The following is a 19,957-nucleotide window of genomic DNA, read 5'->3' on the forward strand; positions in this document are numbered from 1 at the left end:
GCCCGGCCCCCCGGGCCTCCCGAGCCGCGGGGCCGTCCGGCCCGCGCCGTCGCCGGACGGCCGGCGGGCGCGGGCGCGTGCGGCAGCGCCAGGGGCGGGCAAGCAGGACGGGCCGCGGCCACCCGGGGCCGGGGCAGCCTCGCCCGGCGACTCCCCGTCACCGACGGGGATCGTCCCGGACCCGCCAGGAACGTGCACGACGTGCCCCGGGCAGGCGGCGGCACCGGCCCACCCCGGGGGGCGGGCGCGACCGTGCCCGGGGCGGGTCCGGACGTTCCCAAGGCGGGGGCAACGCGCCCCGGGGCGGGCCCGGCGCCGTGTCGACACGGACGGCCCCACCCGCCGCCCCCTCCGCGTAGCCCCGGGCCTGCCGGGGTAGGCGGCTCGCATGGCAACCCTCCGTAGACAGCCCGCGCCGCCGCCGTCACTGCGTGCCCGGGCATCCGCGCTGTTCGGCGCATGGGACCGGGCCGTCTTCCACACCGTGGCGAGCCGGGAGTGGCCCGGTGCCGAGCCGGTGCTGCCGCGGCTGAGCCGGGGTGCGAACCACGGGCTGCTGTGGTTCGGAGCGGCGGCCGGTATCGCCGCGCTCGGGCGCGGTGCCCGGTCCCGGCGCGCGGCCGTACGCGGCGTGGCCTCGCTCGCCGTCGCCTCCGCCGTCATCAACACCGTCGGCAAGCACTCCGTGCGCCGGGCGCGCCCGATCCTCGACGGCGTGCCGGTGATACGGCAGCTCAAGCGGCAGCCGATCACCACCTCGTTCCCGTCCGGGCACTCCGCCTCCGCCGCCGCGTTCGCGACCGGCGTGGCCCTGGAGTCGAAGGGGTGGGGCGCGGTCGTCGCCCCGGTCGCCGCGTCCGTGGCCTTCTCCCGCGTCTACACCGGCGTGCACTATCCGGGCGATGTGCTGGCGGGCGCGGCGCTCGGGGTGGGGGCCGCGTTCGCGGTGCGCGGCCTGTTCCCGACCCGGTCCCAGCTTCCGCCGCCGGGCCGCCCCCGCGAGAGCGCGCCCGCGCTGCCGGAGGGCGAGGGCCTGGTGGTCGTCGTGAACCGCGAGTCCGGGACGGCGGGCTGCGCCTCGGCGGTCCGGTCGGCGCTGCCCCTGGCCGAGGTCGTCGAGTGCGCCCCGGACGAGCTGTCCGAGCGGCTGGCGAAGGCCGCGGAGGGAGCGAGGGCGCTGGGGGTCGTCGGGGGCGACGGGACGGTCAACCTGGCCGCCTCCGTGGCCGTGACCCGCGGTCTGCCGCTCGCCGTGTTCCCCGGCGGCACGCTCAACCACTTCGCCTACGACCTCGGCATAGAGGATGTCGTGGACACCTGCCGCGCCGTGTCGGCGGGCGAGGCGGTCGGGGTGGACCTGGGGCGCTTCCGGCCCGGCCCGGCCGGCCGCGGCGACGCGGGCTACTTCCTCAACACGTTCAGCCTGGGCGTCTACCCGGAGCTGGTGCGCATCCGGGAGCGCTGGTCTCCGCGGATCGGAGCCTGGCCGGCGGGGGTGCTGGCCGCGAGCCGGGTGCTGCGGGGCGAGCACCCGCTGACGGCCGACGTCCAGGGCGAGCGCCGCCCGATGTGGCTGATCTTCGCGGGCAACGGGGTCTACAAGGGCGTCGGGCCGACCCCGGGGCACCGTCTCGACCTCGCGGACGGGCTGCTCGACGTGCGGATCGTGCACGGCGGCCGGCTGCCGGGGCTGCGGCTGCTCGGCGCGGCGGTGGCGGGCAAGCTCCAGCGTTCGCCCGTGCACGCGGCCCGCCAGTTGCAGGAGCTGCGGATCGGCGGCCTCGAACCGGGCACCCTGCTCGCCTTCGACGGCGAGGTGGCCGAGGCCCCGCGCGAACTGGTCGTGGACAAGCTGGTGGACGGGCTGACCGTCTACCGCCCGCTGCGGCTGCTGTAGCCGTCGGCGCCGGTCCGGGCCCGGACCGGCGGAAAACGGATCGACGCGGGGGCGGCACCCCCTTCACCATGTCCGTACCGCCGGGAGCGGCCGGCCACGGGGGTGCCGGTCGCCCGGTGGTGTCCCGCGCGGCCGTGTGCCCGCGGGGCTCGGCCTGACCGGCCCCATCCTCGACGCCGGCCCACCGGCCCGCCCGTCACCGGCGCCTGGTGCGGCCAGGAGGTTCACGCCTCGCCTCGCCCGCTCGCCCCGAAGGCGCGGACGTACCGCCGCTGCCACGGCGTCTCCACCGCGTGCCGGTCGTAGTGCCGGCGGACGTACGCGACCGCCTCCGCGGCCGGGACGCCGTCGACAACCGCCAGGCAGGCGAGGGCCGTTCCGGTGCGTCCCCGGCCGCCGCCGCAGGCGAACTCGACGCGTTCCGCCGCCGACCGCCGCCATGCCTCCGTGAACAACTCCCGTGCCAGGGCGCGGTCCTTGGGCAGCCGGAAGTCGGGCCACGGCAGCCGGCGCGCCTCCCAGGGCACGGGCGGCGGCTCCTTGCCCAGCAGATGGACGGCGAACTGCGGTTCCGGCCCGTCCGGCAGCGGCCGCCGCAGCCCGCGCCCCCTCACCGTGCGGCCGGAGGGCAGCGCCAACACCCCGTCCCCCGCCGGGTCCCAGGTCTCAACCACCGCACGCTCCTCCGCCATGACCTCATCCTGTCAGTCCACCATGCGATACACAGGTCTCGTATCGCGATACGCGGGCGTACGGTGGAATCCGCCGCCCGGCGCGCCCGCCGGACACCTCCCCGGGAAGGGGTACCTCCGCCATGCCGGAAGAAGCCGTGGAAGGCGCACGGGAGACCGCCGTCTACACGCACGGGCACCACGAGTCCGTGCTGCGCTCGCACACCTGGCGCACCGCCCGGAACTCCGCCGCGTACCTCCTCGGCGAACTGCGCCCGGGGCTGGCCGTCCTGGACGTGGGCTGCGGCCCGGGGACGATCACCGCGGACCTGGCCGCGCTGGTGGCGCCGGGCGGGAGCGTCACGGGTGTCGACGCGGCGGAGGACGTGCTCCGCGTGGCCCGTGCCACCGCGGCCGAACGCGGCCTGGACGGGGTCCGGTTCGACGTCGCGGACGTCCACGCGCTGCCGTTCCCGGACGACTCCTTCGACGTGGTGCACGCGCACCAGGTCCTCCAGCACGTCGGCGACCCGGTGCGGGCGCTGAGCGAGCTGCGGCGGGTGTGCCGGCCGGGCGGGGTGGTGGCGGCCCGCGACAGCGACTACGGCGCGTTCACCTGGTACCCCCGGTCCCCCGTGCTCGACGGCTGGCTGGAGCTCTACCGGACGGTCGCCCGCGCCAACGGCGGAGAGCCGGACGCCGGACGCCGCCTGAAGTCCTGGGCGAGGGCGGCCGGTTTCACCGACATCACCGCCACCGCGACGAACTGGTGCTTCGCCACCCCGGAGGAACGCGCCTGGTGGAGCGGCCTGTGGGCGGACCGCACCACCGCCTCGGTCTACGCGCGCCTCGCGGTCGACGGCGGCCACACGGACCCGGCACGCCTGACCGCGATCGCGGACGCCTGGCGGGCGTGGGGCGCGGACGAGGACGGGTGGTTCATGGTCCCGCACGGCGAGATCCTCTGCCGGGTGTGACGGGACGCGTCCGCGCGCGGGTACGTTTCCGCACGGTCCACACCCCGCCCCGGTGTTCACCTGTGCCGGTGGTCCGGGCCCGATCCCGCCGCCTGTGGGGGCGTTCCTGCGCCAGGGTGGGCGGATGCGCCGCTCACCCTTACCGCCCGCGATCCCCGCCGCCGTGCTCACCGTGCTCGTCCTGGGCACGGCGGTCACCGGCTGCGTCTCCCTCCCGACGCCGGACCAGCGCGCGGGCAAGGCCTCGCAGCCCCCTTCGCCCTCGCCGTCCCCTTCGCCCTCCTGGCGGACGCCGACCCAGGCCACGGCCCGGGAGGCCCTGCTGTCCACGGCGCCCCGCGAGCCGAGGCCCACGCCCCCGCCCGCCCGGCGGGCCGCTCCCCCACCGGCCTGGACCCCGCCCCCACGGCCAGCCGCCCGTCCCGCTCCGCCACCGGCCCCCACCCCACCGCGCCGCACCCCACCGCGACAGCAGCCGCGCACCGGCCACGACTCCACCATGCGCGAACTGTGCCGGGCCTCCGACGGCATGACCGACCCCTCCGTCACGGCCCTCTGCCGGGCCGCCTTCGGCCGCTGAGCCCGGCCGGCCGGGTCGACGGGTCCCGGTGCGCCCACCCCGGCGCTGTGCAGCCGGGTCGCGCCCTGCCCGGGGTCTCCCCGACCGCCCGTGTCCCTCACGCGCCCGGCCAACTACCCTCGCCCGTATGGAGATCCTCGGAACCACGCTCCGCGTCTGCGTCGACGACCTGGACGCCTCGGCCGCCTTCTACGAACGCCTGACCGGTGCCCCGCCCCTGCGCTTCGAGCGCGGCGGGGTGTCCGTCGCCGCCGTCGGGTGCTTCCTGCTGATGAGCGGCCCGGCTGAGGAACTGGAGATCCTGCGCAAGGTGTCCGCGACCATCGCGGTGACGGACGTGGACGAGGCCCACCGGACCCTCACCGCCAACGGCGCCCACGTCCTCGCGGGCCCCGTCCCGACCCCCGTGGGCCGGAACCTGGTCGCCCTGCACCCGGACGGCTCGGTCTTCGAGTACGTGGACCGCAAGGGGGAGTGACGCGCCGGCGAGCCCGCGCTCAGCGCACGCGGGTCCGCGCCGCGGTCTTGGTCCCGCCGACTGACCGGGCGCAGGGGGGCTCGACAGCTTGGCTGCGGCCGCGTGCCGGGCCCAGGGCATCGCGAAGCCGAAGCCCTGGTTGTCCGGCCTCGCATGCTGCAACGCCTGGCCCTCAAGGCCTGAACCAGGTCGTGAAGGCCCACGTCGGAGCAGCTCCGAGCTGAGACGAATTCCTGTTGAGGCCTGCCTCGACCAAGAGCGGCTTCAGGCCTGACGCGCTGCCTCACGCGGTCGGTGATGCGCGGCCCTCAGCAGGTTCTCAGACCAGCCAGAACGAGCAACTCCCTCAGAAGCCGTATCTCAACCGAACGTGATCGCTTGATTTCCGCTGGTCAGGCATGGTCTGGCGCGGGATGAGGGAGGCGTGCGGCGTCTTGTTTCCGCTTCGTGATCGAGGGGTGCGCGATGGCGTCGGTGCTGGGGATGCTGGAGGAGCGGGAGAGGGCGGCCCGGGTGCGGGTGGAGGGATTGCGGGAGGAAGCCGCGCGGCTGGCTGGGGTGTTGGAGGCCGCGGAGATCGAGTTGGACCGGCGGGTGATCGCGCGGGAGGAACTGGTTGAGGCCCTGGCGGCCTCGGCTGCCGAGACCACCGCCGCGACCGAGGCGGTGGTGGAGGCGGGAACCGTGTCCGCGCCCGCGCCGGTGCCGGGCTCGGTCGTGCCGTCGTGGTGCGAGGGACTGCCGGTGACGGTGCTGGCGCTGGACTACCAGCGGATCCTGGGCGTGCTGGAGGAGCGGCGGTTCGCGGGCGGGCAGCCGTTGAAGGCCAGGGAGATCACGGCGCGGCTGGGCTTGGAGACATCGTCGGCGAAGGTCGAGGGGGTGCGCTCGAAGGCCCGGCGGCTGGCCGAGCGTGGGGTGGCTCCTGCTGGAGGCGTCGGGGGCGTTCAGTGCCGGCCGGCGGCCCGCGTCCGTGCCAGACGCCGGCTCATCCGCGTGACCATCGACCACCGGATCATCGCCTCGCTGCTGGCCGGCAGCGTCTCGACGTCCTGATCCGGCGGCGGTGGGCGCTGGCACGGCGCAGCCTGTGCCAGCCGGACGAGATCGCCTACTACCTCGGCTATGCGCCCGAAGGTCCCGCCGCACCCTCGACCCCAGGGGTGTTGCAAAGTCTCTTGATCTTGTGAGTCCGCTGGTCAGGCGATGCCCAGGAGGTCGAGCGGGCGTGTGAAGGGCTCGTAGGAGGCATGCCGGAGGCCGGCGGCGATGTTGTGGTGTCCGGCAGCGCGGAGCGTGTTGATCGCCAGGTTGCGCAGGGTTGCCATGTTCTCGGGGCCGTAGCCGGTGCGGATCTTCGAGGCGTCCTCGCCGAAGGCGGTGTCACGGACGAAGTGGAGCCGGTTCTCTATGGTCCACTGCGACCTGGCGAGGCGGCCGAGCCGCTCGGGCGAGGCTTCCTGCGAGGTCAGGTCCGTGATCACGTAGACGGTCTGGCGGCTGCATCTGCCGGTGGTGAGGTCGGTGCGGTGACGCAGGATGCGCGCGGCCTGGGCGGCGTGAGGGAGGTCCAGACCGAGGCCGGTGACGGTGAGGGCCCTGGTGGCGCGGGTCTCCCTGCGGCCGTGGCCCCTCTCGCGGTCGTATCTGCGCGCTGTGCAGTCCTTCCACGGCAGTGACCGCAGCCGGCGGTGTAGTTCGGGCTGGTTGGCCTTGACCACGAGCAGGTAGTGGGCCCTCTCCTCTTCCACCAGGAACCGTGCGTGGTCGCGCTGGGTGTGCAGGGCGTCGGCCGTGACGGTGATGCCGGTCAGGTCGTAAGGCGCCAGCAGGGCGGTGAAGCAGGTGATCTCGTTGGTCTTTCCGGGAATCCGCAGCTGGGTGACGTTCCGGCCGCCGCCGGTCGTCGCGGCCAGGAAGTGAGCGGCGGGCGAGGTTCCGTACCGGGAGCCGCGGGCGGTCTTGCCGTCCACGGCCAACGAGTCCGAGCCGACCGGATCGGTGCCGGTCAAGTCGGCCAGGCCACCGGGGCAGACCCGAAGGATGACCCGGCGGATCGTGGCGGCGCTCGGTGCGACGCGCACGCCCAGGGCACCCACGACCCGGGCGCCCAGGCGGGCGAGGGTGTGCTGCGGAGCGTTCGCGGACCACTGGCCGACGGCAGCGTACGAGCGTGCACCGGCGGCCACCGCCGAGGCGGCGACCAGCAGCACCGCCACGAACGGGTGACGAACCCCTCGGCGCCGAGGCGGATCGGGCAGCAGCCGCAGCCGTTCCACCAGCGACAATCCCGCCACGCTGTTCACAGCGGGCGACTTGATCAGGCAGACGGTGGCAGACTGGCGGCACATCGAAGCTCCGGTGGTTCAGGGCGACTTGGGAAAATCACCCCGTTCAACCGGAGCTTCGTTGCGTTCGTGACGGTCGGGCCTGCACCCCTCGCACCGCCGCGACCTGCGGACTCACGTACTCACCGGGACTTTGAAACGCCCCTGGCCCCGCCCCCTACCTAGTTACAGCCGCGTGCGTATAGATTTCCTCAGGCTTCGGGAATTCGACAGCCGGCGACAGACGCAGTTCACCAGATTCCTCGCGACGGTAGAAATAGAGCCCAAATTCCCCCGGCCCCGAGAATCCACACTGTCCGGTCGCGAAGGTGAGGGAGACCCACTCCTCACCCCCAGCAGGCACAGCTTCCACCCTCCAGGAGAAAGAACATTCCGACTTGATGTCGTCTTTTTTCATAATCTCACTGAGCTGGAGCTGAGCACCAGGAGAGATGACCCCCTGCCCACCTTCCTCGAAGAGGATCCAGTCACCCTCGGAATTACTCCAGGAGCCGACGATTTGACTCTCGGACGGAACAGGAAGGTCACGACCCTCTCCACAGGCGGAGACACCGGCCACGAAAACGAAGGAGACAAGGACGAAAAAATAAGGTACCCACATCCCCCTAGTACGGCACATAAATTTCCTCGGTCCAGTTGATCTTCACAGTGATATCTCTCTGACCATCAGGCCAGATTCGCTTGAGCAGATTAGATCCCGCCTCCATTACCGGATTAGTTTCCCCGTTCTTGTACCCATCGTCCGAAAGGCTGCGCGTGGCTGAGGCTACCGTCATGGTATTGGAGATCGACACGTTCACCTGTCCCACCAAAGCTCCCTTGTCCCATTCGGAGTCGGTGCCAGCCGGCTCGCAGGCCACGCCGACCAACTCGTAGTCAAGTTGATAGGAACCAAGCGCCATGCTCGCTGGGCTGGCACCGTAGATGCCATCGGTCAGGAATCCAAGACCATCGGTGAGACCTTCCCAGATCTTCTCACCGTCAGTGCGCCCTCCATGGGACTTGTCGAAGGATCCTCTCGCCGCGTACACGCCACCCTTGATCATGCCCTGCATCTTTCGAATGAAGGACCGGAAGTGGTCCTCTGTACGCAACTGCCGCACGAATTTTCCGTCTGGAGGGAGTGTTACTTCGGACGGCCCTCCCGCCGCCCACAACATGACCAACGAGTCGGCCGCAAGGTCAACGGCCTCGCCCTTCTTGCCCTCCTTACGCTCAGGCTCGGGGTTCGGCCCCTTCTTGAAGCTCGGCTTCTTGAAGACGGCGACGTCAACCGCAGTCGTATGGCCGACGCGGGTAATCACCGTCGCGCTGATGTACGAGCTGGACGTGCCGGGGATTTTCGTCGTGTAGGTCTTCGTGTGTGACCAGGTCCACCCGCTCTTGCTCTTGGTCCAGGTCTCGGTACCGCCATTGCAGGAACTTGAGGAGCCACCGCACGCGCCGTCAGGGCGCAGACCGGTGGGATCCGCCTTGGTAACAGGGGTGTTGTTGGCGTAGGCGTAGCCGTTGATTGACTCGTGGTCCTCAGGCACCAGAATTGGATCGGCCGAGAGAAATCTGCCTGTAGCCGCGTCGTACTCGCGGGCGCCCACGTGGATCAGACCGGTATCGGAGTCAACGGGCTTGCCTAGGAACCCCTTGTCGTCGGGCCACATCGAGGGGGTGGCGCCTCGAGTCTCACCGAACGGCTTGGAGTAGCGGCGGGTGACGGCCTGACTGGTGGCATCCACCGCCATGGATGCAGTGCCGTGATGGTCGTCGACCATCCAGGTCAGGCTGGTCTCCGTGCGCACGGCTGTCACATCACCGGCCGCATAGTAACGCTGCGCGGTGAACTTGCTGGCGGCTGTGTCGTAGTGCATTTCTTGACCAGCCAGGTAGAGAACCGTCTTGCCTGGGCCGCGGCGGATCAGGAGATCACCGTTCGCGTCGTAGAGGTAGTCGGTAGTCCTCGCGCCCTCCGTGAGGCGAACCAACTCCCCCTCAATGTCCCAGGTGAGGCTCTGTGCGACACCACCGGTACCGTACCGCTTGGTGGTGTTGCCCTGCTCATCGTACGTCAGCGACCTGACGGCGCCACCATTAACCGTGAGCGAAGTCAGGGTGTGTGGCTGGCCGCCGCCATTGGCGTTGACGGCTGGGTAGCCATATGCCGTCGTAGTATTACCAGTGGCCTTGTGCTCGATCTGGCTATTACGTAGGCCGCCGGGCTTGTAGGTCCAGCTCGTCCAGTACGGGGCCGGCCCTCCGAGGGTGGCGGCCGAGCGCACGGTGGCACAGTCGTTGGAAGACGGAGTCCAGGCCTCGATCAAGCGACGGTAGCCGTCATAGGCGAAGCACTGGGTGTCCTTGCTGTTGGCATTATCAGTGATCGATTTGACGTTGCCAGTGGCGTCGTAAACGTAGTCAACGTCGCTGGTGTAGCCGACGTTGGTCTGATCGACCGTACGCATCTTAGCCAGACGACGGCTGCCCTCCTCGTAGCGATTGAGAATCTGGAGCTGCTTGGCACCGGTGGAGGTACCCAGGCGGGTTTCCTCTATCTCCCCGTACGGGGAGTAGCCAATGTTCTGGACATAGTCGGTCATTCCATCAGTCCCGGTAAGCATGCCGAGACTGTTATAGCTGTTAGTCACGGTCTCGGCGGGCAGACCGGCCACCGCTGGCATCGAGGTGGACTGGACGGTGCCATCGATGTTATACGAGGTAGAGGTGGTGAAGGTTTGCGGCGCACCAGCAGCCACCAGGGGGTCGCCGGAAGCAACGACGGTTTTGGTGCCCTTGGCGCGGCCGAGCGCGTCATAGCCGGTGACGGCCTGGGAGTAGATTTTTCCGGTAGTGCCGCCGACATACCGGATGGCCGCGGTCACCTGTCCCTTGGCCAAGGAATCGTAAGTGAATTTGGTGAGCTGATGGGCGTTTTCCTTGACCCCGTCCCACGTTCCGATCTTGCGGCCCAGCTCGTCGTAATCGGTGATCAGCGTGCGGTTAATCTCTCCGAGTTTCGTCGTGGCGGTCACCGGCTGGTCGGCGTCGTTGTAGGTGCTGGTAACGGTCCCCTTGTCAGGGTCAGTCGAGGTAATCTTTCGGCCGCGCAAATCATAACCGTACGACCAGACAGCATTGTCCGGTCCTGTCATCTTCCTCAGTCGACCGGAAGCGTCGTGCTCAAATAGCGTACGGGTATAGTCCGTGCCGGTCGGGATCGGGCCGGCGTACTCCCGCCGCTCGACGATTCTCCCTCGAGCGTCGGTCATACTCAGCGTGCCGCTGCCGCCAGCGGCGGCGGTGACGGCGGTGCGGTCGCCCTGGTACTCGGTCTTGGTACGCCACTTCTCCTGACCATAGACCCGGAAGATCGACTCAGTGGCGCGGCCTACGGCGTCGAAGACCGTCTCGGTGGAGGCCGGGACGGAGCCGGGGAATGTGTTGGCCAGGGTGCCCGAGGGCTCGACGTTGTCGTGGACCTGCTCGTTGCTTACGTGCGCCAACCCGCGGTCGTCGTACAGCGTCTCAGAGATCACTCGGCCGCCACTTGGGGCGGGGACCTGCTTCTGGCGGGGCCTCAGGAGGCTGTCATAGATCTCGTACGAGCTGTTATACGTCTGTCCGTCGGCCTTTAGGGCGTCGGTGCGTACCCAGGTCTCCTTGTCATTGTTGATGCTGTACGCGTAGACGACTGACGCGGCGTCACCGAGCATGCGGGAGCGATCCGGCTTCCAGACAGAGCGAAGTCGGCCGAGTGCGTCCAGTGACCACTCGGTGACATTCCCGTTGGCGTCGACTGTCTTTGTGGCCGTGCCCCAGGCAGGGTCTACCCAGCTGGTGGAGCTGAATCCTTTGGGGTCAGTGCTGGTCTTGGACGTCAGCGGGCCGTATCCGGTGTCGTCCGGCACGTATGCAGTCTTGACCGTGCGGTTCAGAGCGTTGGTCTCAGTGAGCGGACGGCCCAGTTTGTCGTACGTGGTTCCGGAGACCTTCTGGTAGACGGGGGTCTTGTCCGCAGGGTTGTGACTTGCGACCCGATACGTGGCGGTGATGTCCCCCTTAATAGGCTCCGCCCCGATCTCCTGGTTGTCATAGGCTGTAGTCGTGTCGGAGACGACGTCGCGAGGTGCCGATGGAGTGGTCGCACAGGAGACGGAGTAGACCTCAACGCGGCTGACCTTGTTTACCAGCCAGTTCGTCGTGTTGCGAGTGTAGGTCGTCCGTGTGCACGTCTCGTCACCGGCCTTGGCGGCGTCTCCGCTGTCCTCGATGGTCATCGGCATGCCGTAGCTAGTGTCGTACGTGGTCTTCTGCTTGACCGTGCGGGTGCCGGCGAGGGTCTTGGTGCGAGTGGCAGTCTCGCCGGGCTGGACAATCCAGGATTCGGTGGTGCCCCAGTTGTAGATACGGCTTCCGGTCTTGTGGGCCCAGGGCGTGTTAATCGTAGCGCTGACCTCATCGGCGCCATTGAGCACAATGGTCTCGCGAACGAAGCCAGCGTACTGGCGATCGTCGTCAAGGACGGTACCTACGGAGTCAGTGACCTCCTCCTTCCGGGGGGTACCGTCGAGTTCCTTCTCCCCGTTCAGACCGCGCATGTAAAGGGTGGACTTTTTGGAGCGCGGCCCTTCGGAGTTACCCAAGATTTCGACGACCTTGCCGTAGCCGCGCCACTGCGACCAAGTGCGGCTGGATGCCTTAGTCAGACCTTCATCGTCGGAGAAGGCCCATCCGGCACCACCCTGGTAGTCGTAATACGTCTCGGTGGGGTCGCTGTGGCCGTAGGGGTCGTCCTGGAAGACGGAGGTGACTACGTACTTGTGGAACCAGTCGGTGGTCGGAGTCGCCCCCGATTGAGACCACTTGACTGGGAAGCAGCGGCGGATGTTCTTGTCGACCGCCGAGGGCATGCTGCTGCCCCAGATGCAGTCAGGGGCGGAGTAGTTGACGGTGAGGGTCGATCCGGTCTCGGACTTGATGGTGCGAACACGCCACTTGATGTAGCGCAGGTTGTCCGGGCCGCTGCCTTCAACGTGGTTCGGCTTCTGTATGCCGCCGAAGACGACAGGCGGTGTAGAAGCCGAGGTTGTGTTGGCCTTACCGGTGTTCTGGATGGACTTCAGCCATAGGCTTGGCGAGGAGGCGTCACCGGTATCGGGAAAGCTCTGCTCCAGACGCCAAGTGTCTACGTCTCGGCGGGTCGTACCGTTGCCGTTCCACACCGAGGTGGTGATGTCGGTGAGGCGTTTACGTGTGAAGAAGGCAGGGCCGATCTGAGTGGTGCACTTGGTCCCGGCTGCGCAGATCATGTCGAAGGGCACGTCCGGCCAGTTGGCCTTGGTGTCTTCCGTCAGGCTGCTGCAGCCGCCCGAAGCGACGCAACGCTCGGCGTAGGTGAAGCGGACCTGCTGGGCGGCGGGCCTACTGTAGATCAGGTCGCTGCGCAGACCGTAGTCGATGCGGTTCAGGTACCCGCCGCGGGTGTAGCTGGTGCCGTTGACAGTGGTATCGGCGTTCTTGGAGTAGTAGTTCGTCTCCCGGCCGTACCAGTAGGTAGAGGCGTTGCCGTGAGTGTCCACGACGTAGTCCAGGTTCCAGCGCCATGCCTGGGTGCAGAAGGAGTCGGTGAAACCGGTGGACTTGTAGCAAGGCTCGCTGGAGTCGTCACCGAAGACCGGGACGGTCCAAACCGAGTTGGTGACCGGGTCGTCCGCCGCGGTGCCGTTGTCGCTCCAGCCGGGCATCCGGTGCTTCCCGAAAAAGTACTGAGTGCCGGATGCGTCCGTGACCTTCCAGTACTCGGTGTTGTTGTCGCCGTTGCCGGTGGCGCCCGTCAGATGCTCGACGCGACTGCCGTCCTCATTCTTCACCTTCCACGTCCCGCCGGACGCCTCGCTCTTGGCTGCCGTGTCGCAGGCCGCTTTATCAGCACAGGTATTTACCAGCTCGACGGCCTTACCGTTGAGGACCAGCGTGGCATTGGCGTATTTCCAGCACTGGTCGCCCTTACCGGAATGGCCGTCGTCTTTACAGGACCCGTATTTGCGTTCAACGTAGGACTCGGTGATCGAAAACCCCTCACCGATCACGGAGGTCTGGTTGTTCTCACCTGCTGTGCGGCCGTCCACAGAGGCAGAGTTATAGGAGATGGACAGATTCGGTGATGGGCCGGCCGTGGCCGGAGGAACTCGCAGAGGATAGTTCCAGGTGAAGTCACCCGTGCTGCCGCCGGCCTCCCAGGTCGCTGTCGGGGACAGCGGGGTGGCGCCGAAGTCGCCCCCGCTGCCCGAGCTGTCAGCTGTGGCGGCCAGCAGCATCGGGGTGCCGGTCTTGAGGCTGCGGGCGGATAGAGTGCCGGTCAGGGTCTGGGTCTCGGCGTCGTTGTCCGCGCCCGCCACGGAAATCTGGGTGCGGCAGGCCTTGTTCTCCGGGGTGGTCAGCGCACACGCCGGAAGCGCTACGAGGCTCAGGCGGGGCCCGAAGTTTCCGCCGTACACGTCGGAGAAGGATGAGTAGTCCAGGGAGACCCGGAGACTGTCCGTGTCCCCGGCCGAGCCCTCGGACGTTGTGCGTGCCGGATCGACTGTGAGCAGGACGCCGTTGACGCCCGCCTTCTTAGCAGCATCCCTGGGGTGGACGCGGACCGCCACCCTCTCGGCGGGCCCCGTAGCCTTCCTGTTCGACCGCGTCTTTGTCTTGCTCGTCTTCAGGGACTTCGATGATGACGCAACTGGCTCCTGAGCCAGCTCCACCCCTATCCCGCCGACGGTGACCGCAACCTCGGTTGTTGCCTTGACCTCCGCGGTGACCTTCCCGGGCTTCGGCCAGGCGGCTTCCTTCAGTCGCTCACGAGTCTTGCGGAACGCTGAGGGGGACTCGTCCTTCGGAGCCTTGGACGTGCCGGGCTTGAGCACACCCACCTTGTCGATCTTCGCCTCAGGCCGGTCTTCGAGCTTATTGCGTGCAGCCGCGGACTGGGCCTGCGCCGCGAAGTCGTATCCCGAGGGAACCACGACCTGTGGCAGCAGAGAGAGCGAGGCGACGACCGCGCCGCGGCCAAGCCAGCGGCGCACGACCGCCCCTGGCAACCGCTTGTGGAGGGGTCTTGAGGACACAATGACTTCCCGGTTCTAGGAAAGGAATAGGAATAGGCACCCCCGGGCCTCGGTGCCCGGGTGCTGGATCTCGACGCGTCGGCGGTGGCATGCCGCACCCGTTCGAGCACCGAAGCTGAGTGGAGGGCGGGACAGGCAGGCCTGCCCGCCCTCTCCCCCTACTGCTGCTCGGTGTTGCGCCGGTTGGCAATCACGTCAGTCGAGGTGGCTCCGGCCCAGACCCGCACGCTGTCGATCGTCCCGGGGAAGTAGCGCGCGGCGACACCGTTGATCTTCGCCCGGCCGATCTCGAACGCTCCGCTGCCCTGCCACGGCGCGGAGTAGGGAACGCCGTCCTCGTCCCCCATCTGCGCGCTGTCGACGTAGAGTCTGAGCGCGCCGAGCCGAGAGCTGTCATCGGGGTCCGCGGCCGCCTGGGCGTCGTACACGACCGTCAGCATGACCGGTACGCCCAACTGTGACGTCGTGAACGCCACGGACTCGCTCTCGGTCCAAGCCGCCCCGGTGCCGTCCTTGCCGGGGCGGCCGAACGTCCAACGCCCCTGTGTGCTGCCGGCGGGCTGCTTGTACCAGACGCCCCAGGAGGACTGGCTTGTCCCGGACTGGCCGAAGACCTGCACCGCATAGGACTTGCTGGTGTCAGCCAGCTTGGCGGGGTTCAGCGTTACCCAGGCAGTCGCAGTGAACGAGCCGGAGTCGTCAACGATCGGGCCGGTGGCCGTGGCGTACGCGCTGGTGCCGTTCAGGGTCATCGTCTGCGTGGTCGTGACCTCTTCGCCGATCTCCGGATCACCAGTGTTCACGTGGGTGAGCGTTGCTCCGTTGAGGGTGAGGTTCCGGCCGAAGCCGCTCGTGTCCTTGACCGTGGTGCCGGATGCGTTGGCCATGTCGGTGGCGTCCCACTTGGCGACGAGCGCTGGGACCGGATCGCCGGCCGTGCCATCGCTGAGGTCCTCGTCCTCCAGCCAAGCCTCATGGGTGACCTCGGCGTCGGCGAGCGCGCGAGACCAGACCTGCACTTCGTCGATGCTTCCGGCGAAATTCTCCTTGCCTGCCGAGTCGTGCCAAAGCCGCCCGACCTGCAGTCCGCCGGACGCCTTCCACGGGGTTGCCGTGAACGGTACGGGCTTGCCCTGCGGCACACCGTTGACGTAGAGCTGCAGGCTCTGCGCCGCACTGTCGTAGACGCCCGCCAGATGTGTCCATGCCTTCAGGACCGGCGGATTGGCGCCGACGGAGCGGACGATCGTGGGATTGCTGACATCCGTCTGGTGGCGGTTGAAGATCCAAGCGTTGTAAGCAGTCGAGTAGTACAGCTGGAAGCCGGAGGCGTTCGTTCCCGCCTGTGACAGGACGGTGTAGTTGACATCCTTCTTCTCCAGGCGTGCCCAGGCCGAGACGGTGAAGGACTTGGTGGTGTCAAGCACAGCACCGGAAGTGGAGAGGTAGGCGTTGGTGCCGTTGAACTTCGCCGCGGCGGATCCGCTGCGAGCCAGTGAGTCCCAGGTGGCACCAGATGAGGTCAGCGGGTGCTGGGCGGCCGTAGTGGCGTCGGTGAGGGACCTGTCCAGGTGCCAGATGCCCGAGGGCTTGTCGGCGCCCTTTACCAGGAAGCTGTAGTAGCCGGTAAGTGAGCTGTGACCGGCCGCGTCGTAGCCCCAGACCTGGATGGTGTTTTCACCGGCCTGGTTCGGCGTGATCGTCTGAGTGGTGGCCGCACCCTTCGAAACGGGGATCGCCGGGGAGACAACACCGCTGTTCAACTTGAACCTGTACGTGACCACGTCCGACTGGATGCCGGCCGCGTTGGGGTTGGCGTCTCCTGGGGTGAAGGTGAACTTGCCGGGCGTACCCACACCACCGGAGGCCGGATCGCTCTCAGCGGGCATGTAGATGCCGTCCGCGCTGCTCACTGTCGGAGGAGGAGGCCAGTCGGTGTCGATCCGAAAGTAGCACCATGACGACCAAGCCGAGTCCAGGACACCGGTGGCGCCCCGGTCCGTCTTGTAGTAGGCCTGCGTCTTGACCCGCATCCGGTAGTCCGTCTGCGCCGGGAGCGTGCCGGACGTCGCGGTGCGAGGGGCATTATCGGCCACCCAGGTACTGCCCGGTGAGGCGGCGGACCAGGCACGACTGGAGCCGTCGGCCTTCCACACCTCGAAGGCAGCGCGCAGCTGGGAGTTGGAGCCGTCCGCCGACTGCACGGTGGCGAGCATCTTCGGGGTGGTGTCACTGGTGGCGAACGGCTGCGCCGAGGCGTTGCAGGACCGCCCGGTGGTGCCCTGCTGAACGCCGTACGAGGTCGGCTTCGACGGGTACGAAATATACGTAACCGACAGCTTGGCATCATTGCGGAACCGCGCCCAGGCCGCAGCGTTGGACTCGTCGTGTGCGGTCAGGGAGAAGGTGATCTGCGGTGCCTTGTTCGCGGCGTGGGAGGCAAGAGTGGTGGTGAGGTTCTCGTTGGTCTCCTCTCCCACGTTGTCGCTGAAGCGCACCCAGTTCGCCGGTTGCGGAGGAGTGCACAGGCCGCCCCGCCCGTAGGCGACGTTCCGGTCACCCATCAGGTCCACCGCGTTGGGGCGTGATGACCAAGCGGTACTGGAGGAGATGCTCTTATCCACCCGACTCAGGTCGTACCAGCGCGGCTCACAGGTGAACGTCCACTCCTGGTACACCTCCATCGTCGCGTCCAGGACCTTCTTGCCATGGATCGATGACAACGGATACTCGAAGTACATGCGCTGGGTGTAGGGGCTGTTGGAGCAGAGGTACCCGCCGTAGTTGGAGCAGCGCCCCACGCCTTTGTCTCCGTCGAACTCCCAGTACTTGGTGCCGTTGGACGCCAGCGCGGTCCAGTCACCCAGTGCGATGCCCTTGGTCGGCGGGTCAATGTAGAGCGGGAAAACGGTGCCCTCGCCGCGAAGCATCGCCAAGTCGGGTGTGATCTCCAGGGCAGTGTCCGTGACCTTGAGCGGGAGTTCAGCCGTCGCATCACCGCTGCCAGGGCCGTCTGAAGGCGACGGCTCGCCCTCAGCCTCCGGTAGCGGAGTCGAGTCCGTCGCCTCCGGCTCCCCGTTCCCCCCTTCGGACGCTCTTGAGCTCGTGCCGGCGAATTGCGCGGTCACGGTGGGGGCTGGGGCAGCGGCTGAGGTCGGCGTGTCTCCGGCCGAGTCCCACATCCGCCCGGCCGGGCTCTCGAACACCGGGCTGCCCTCGCCGTCGCGTGCGACGAAGCCTCCGTCAGCCGTGGGGGCGATGTTCACGCCCTCCCCGGAGACGGTCATCCTGATCTTTTCGAGTGCTGGGTTACGTGCGGCCTCCGCGGTCTTGACCACGAGCACCGAGGTGTAGCCCGAACTCAGGGCGGTCAGCTTGAGATCGACGTCTGGAAGGACTCCGGCGTACGTTGCGGTGGCTCCGTCGAGCCGAGGCTCGGGAAGTGCGGTTGGCCAGCCGAGTTGCAGCTCGTGTCCCTCGTCCTCCAACGTGACCAGCTCATCACCGTTGCCGCCGCCTGAGAGCGTCAGGCCAGTCGTTGTGTTCTTCGCCCGCACGAACCCGCCGGCCTCGCGCACAAGAGTGGTGTCGATAGGGGACCATGTGCCGCTGTCCGTCCGGGCGCGGACCGGCGCCGCGTTCATCTCCTGTGTGAACGTTCCGTCTGGGTTGGCAAAGACCTGCGAAGACTCGTTGGTCTTCGTCTCCACGGCCACCCGTTCACCGGTCTCGGCCGCCAAGGCACTCGCCTGAGACTCCGCAGTTTTACCAGTCGCCGAAGCAGCCCCGTTTTCGGCGACGGCCGACGGAGCGCCGATCGCAACAGCCGGGATCACACTCCCCAAGAGCGCGATGGCTATCGCTCCACTCCGCAGCGCCTGGCTCCAGCCGTGCCGCCGTCTTCGCGTGAACACGCGCCCCCCTTAAGTTTTCCATCACACCGTGTTGATCATGTGTTGATCGAACTCGCTCGTCAATTGTGTGAGATGTCATATTGACGCATGAGATCCCGTGTGATTTGAGCTCCCGCGCTTGTCTGTGGATCAATACACCGGGCCTGGCGAAGTGCTGCTCGCGGGCAGTCGGCCGACGTCAGCTCCCCTGCGAAGCTGATCACCGAACCGACGGCGGCTCAGAGGCCGTTCGGGCGCACCGGTTCGCGGATCGATCCGATCGGCTGAGCGGCCCGCGCTCAGCGCACGCAGGTGCGCATCTTCCCGGTGATCGCCCAGCGTTCGTGGTCCCGCCAGGCGCCGTCGATGAACAGGAAGTCGGGCGAGAAGCCCTCCAGCCGGAACCCGGCCGAGCGGACGAGGGCGAGGGAGGCGGTGTTGCCCGGCTGGATGTTGGCCTCCAGCCGGTGCAGGCCCATGGGCCCGAAGGCGTGGTCCAGCACCAGCCCCAGCGCCTCCCCCATCAGCCCCCGGCCCGCCGCGTGCGCGAACGCGCCGTAGCCCAGCGCCCCGCACTGGAACGCGCCCTCGACGATGTTGTTGATGTTGACGAAGCCCGCGATGCGGCCGGTGGCGCGCTCGACCACCAGGAACCCGGCCCGCGACGGGTCCTCGGTCAGCCGGGACGCGTACCCCGCGTACGCCTCGTCCGTCTGGGGCGGGAACAGCCACGGCCGGTGCAACTCGGTGCTGCGGCGCGCGTGCGCGGTGAACTCGGGCCCGTCGGCGAGGGTGAACGGCCGCAGCCCCACCCGCTCGCCGATGACCGTGAGGCGTGCGCTCAACGCGGCGGGCGGACGGCGCCGTCCAGGAAGCACGCCCAGCTGTCCCGCGACACGGCCAGGCCCCGCCGCGCGGTGTCCTTGGAGTCCCTGACGTGCACGGTGCCGGGAGTGACGGCGACCTCGACGCAGTCGCCGCCACCCGATCCGCTGTAGCTGGCCTTGTGCCAGACGAGAGACTTCCGCGGCCGTGCGGACTCCTCGGTGCTCATGCCACTCCTGCCAGGTGCTCGATACGACGTGCGGACTCCTCCGCGTTCAGAGCCTGCGACCGCAGCTTGCCATACCGCAGGGAAAGCGCGCTGGCCATTGCCGGGTCGCTGACAACGATCCCGGTCTCCTGCGACTCGACGTACCCCACATGCTGGTGCTCCACCGACTCCACGAGGACGAACCCGCCGTTCAGCCCGGGGTGGAAGCCCCGGCCGGACGGCATCACCTGGATCTCGACGTTGCGCGTGGCGCCCACCTCCAGCAGATGCCGCATCTGCCTGCGCATCAGCTCCGGCTCGCCGACCGGGTTCGTGAGCGCCGCGTCCTCGATGACGAAGGACACCTCGACCAGCGGCGTCCGCGTCAGGATCTTCTGCCTGCTCAGCCGCGCCTCGGTGTGCTGCTCCACGATCTCCTCGTGCAGCGGCGGGCAGTGGCCCGCGAAGAGGGCCCGGATGTACTCCTCGGTCTGGAGCAGGCCCGGTACGAGCAGCGGGTCGTAGGCGAAGCGGCTCACCGCCTCGGTCTCGATCAGGGCGAAGTCCTGGAAGAACGCGGGCAGTTTGGCCCGGTCCACGTCGTCCTGGAGGACGGCGAGCGCGCCGCCCGCGTCCAGGAAGCGTTCCGCCGCGTCGGTGAACGCGGACTTCGCCGGGCGGCGGCCCTGTTCCACGGAGGCGGTCTGTTCCAGCGAGTAGCCGATGGCCACGGCCAGCGCCTGCTGGGTGACGTTCGCCCGTTCGCGGAAGAGTTTGAGCAGCTTTCCGTAACCCACCCAGATGACCGGGCGGTCGTCTTCCTTGTCCTTGCCCCGCTTGTTCCTGCGGCTGTTCGCCATGTGTCACGTCCCCACCGTGTCCACGCTCCGACGCCTGTGTTGTCTCCGGTCAGGGAACGCCGGGCGCGGGGCGTCCGTCACGGGGCGGGACCCGTACAACGAACGGGCCGACCC

12 protein-coding genes are annotated in these 19,957 nt (G+C 68.3%); 5 read left to right on the forward strand and 7 right to left on the reverse strand.

Going from position 1 to position 19,957, the window contains the following annotated elements; all coding sequences use genetic code 11:
- Positions 1-388 precede the first annotated feature (388 nt).
- Positions 389-1,897 carry a bifunctional phosphatase PAP2/diacylglycerol kinase family protein gene (locus C593_RS0116885; protein ID WP_051093710.1) on the forward strand — a complete coding sequence of 503 codons (1,509 nt, stop codon included), beginning with the start codon at positions 389-391 and terminating at the stop codon, positions 1,895-1,897.
- A gap of 224 nt (positions 1,898-2,121) precedes the next feature.
- Here the strand turns inward: C593_RS0116885 and C593_RS0116890 are convergent, their stop codons facing one another.
- Entirely contained in the window at positions 2,122-2,589 is a 468-nt protein-coding gene (locus C593_RS0116890; protein ID WP_018848482.1) for a phosphatase domain-containing protein, read from the reverse strand.
- A 122-nt stretch (positions 2,590-2,711) separates the two neighbouring features.
- On the opposite strand from C593_RS0116890, the gene C593_RS0116895 reads away from it, so the two are divergent.
- The 4 genes from C593_RS0116895 (at position 2,712) to C593_RS29925 (ending at position 5,659) form a co-directional block, all read left to right on the forward strand.
- Positions 2,712-3,545, forward strand: a complete 834-nt coding sequence (locus C593_RS0116895) for a methyltransferase domain-containing protein (protein WP_037745993.1) — start codon at positions 2,712-2,714, stop codon at positions 3,543-3,545.
- A gap of 124 nt (positions 3,546-3,669) precedes the next feature.
- Positions 3,670-4,125: a hypothetical protein gene (locus C593_RS33060; protein WP_158686861.1), complete on the forward strand. Its 456-nt coding sequence runs from the start codon at positions 3,670-3,672 to the stop codon at positions 4,123-4,125.
- Between the two features lie 127 nt (positions 4,126-4,252).
- Entirely contained in the window at positions 4,253-4,603 is a 351-nt protein-coding gene (locus C593_RS0116905; protein WP_018848484.1) for a VOC family protein, read from the forward strand.
- Positions 4,604-5,068: 465 nt separating this feature from the next.
- Positions 5,069-5,659, forward strand: coding sequence for a hypothetical protein (locus C593_RS29925; protein ID WP_486591144.1), 591 nt, complete (start codon positions 5,069-5,071; stop codon positions 5,657-5,659).
- Between the two features lie 143 nt (positions 5,660-5,802).
- On the opposite strand, the gene C593_RS0116915 is transcribed toward C593_RS29925, so the two are convergent.
- The 6 genes from C593_RS0116915 to C593_RS0116940 form a co-directional block, all read right to left on the reverse strand.
- Positions 5,803-6,954: an ISAs1 family transposase gene (locus C593_RS0116915; protein WP_486591145.1), complete on the reverse strand. Its 1,152-nt coding sequence runs from the start codon at positions 6,952-6,954 to the stop codon at positions 5,803-5,805.
- 602 nt (positions 6,955-7,556) lie between these two features.
- Positions 7,557-14,015, reverse strand: coding sequence for an RHS repeat-associated core domain-containing protein (locus C593_RS0116920; RefSeq protein ID WP_020610331.1), 6,459 nt, complete (start codon positions 14,013-14,015; stop codon positions 7,557-7,559).
- A 200-nt stretch (positions 14,016-14,215) separates the two neighbouring features.
- Positions 14,216-17,797: a LamG domain-containing protein gene (locus C593_RS0116925; RefSeq protein WP_018848487.1), complete on the reverse strand. Its 3,582-nt coding sequence runs from the start codon at positions 17,795-17,797 to the stop codon at positions 14,216-14,218.
- Between the two features lie 452 nt (positions 17,798-18,249).
- Positions 18,250-18,795, reverse strand: a complete 546-nt coding sequence (locus tag C593_RS0116930; protein ID WP_018848488.1) for a GNAT family N-acetyltransferase — start codon at positions 18,793-18,795, stop codon at positions 18,250-18,252.
- Positions 18,792-19,004 carry a DUF397 domain-containing protein gene (locus tag C593_RS0116935; protein ID WP_018848489.1) on the reverse strand — a complete coding sequence of 71 codons (213 nt, stop codon included), beginning with the start codon at positions 19,002-19,004 and terminating at the stop codon, positions 18,792-18,794. Before C593_RS0116935 ends, C593_RS0116930 begins: the two co-directional genes overlap by 4 nt.
- Positions 19,001-19,843 carry a Scr1 family TA system antitoxin-like transcriptional regulator gene (locus C593_RS0116940; protein ID WP_018848490.1) on the reverse strand — a complete coding sequence of 281 codons (843 nt, stop codon included), beginning with the start codon at positions 19,841-19,843 and terminating at the stop codon, positions 19,001-19,003. Before C593_RS0116940 ends, C593_RS0116935 begins: the two co-directional genes overlap by 4 nt.
- Between the last annotated feature and the right edge of the window lie 114 nt (positions 19,844-19,957).

This window comes from Streptomyces sp. CNT372, from assembly GCF_000377145.1.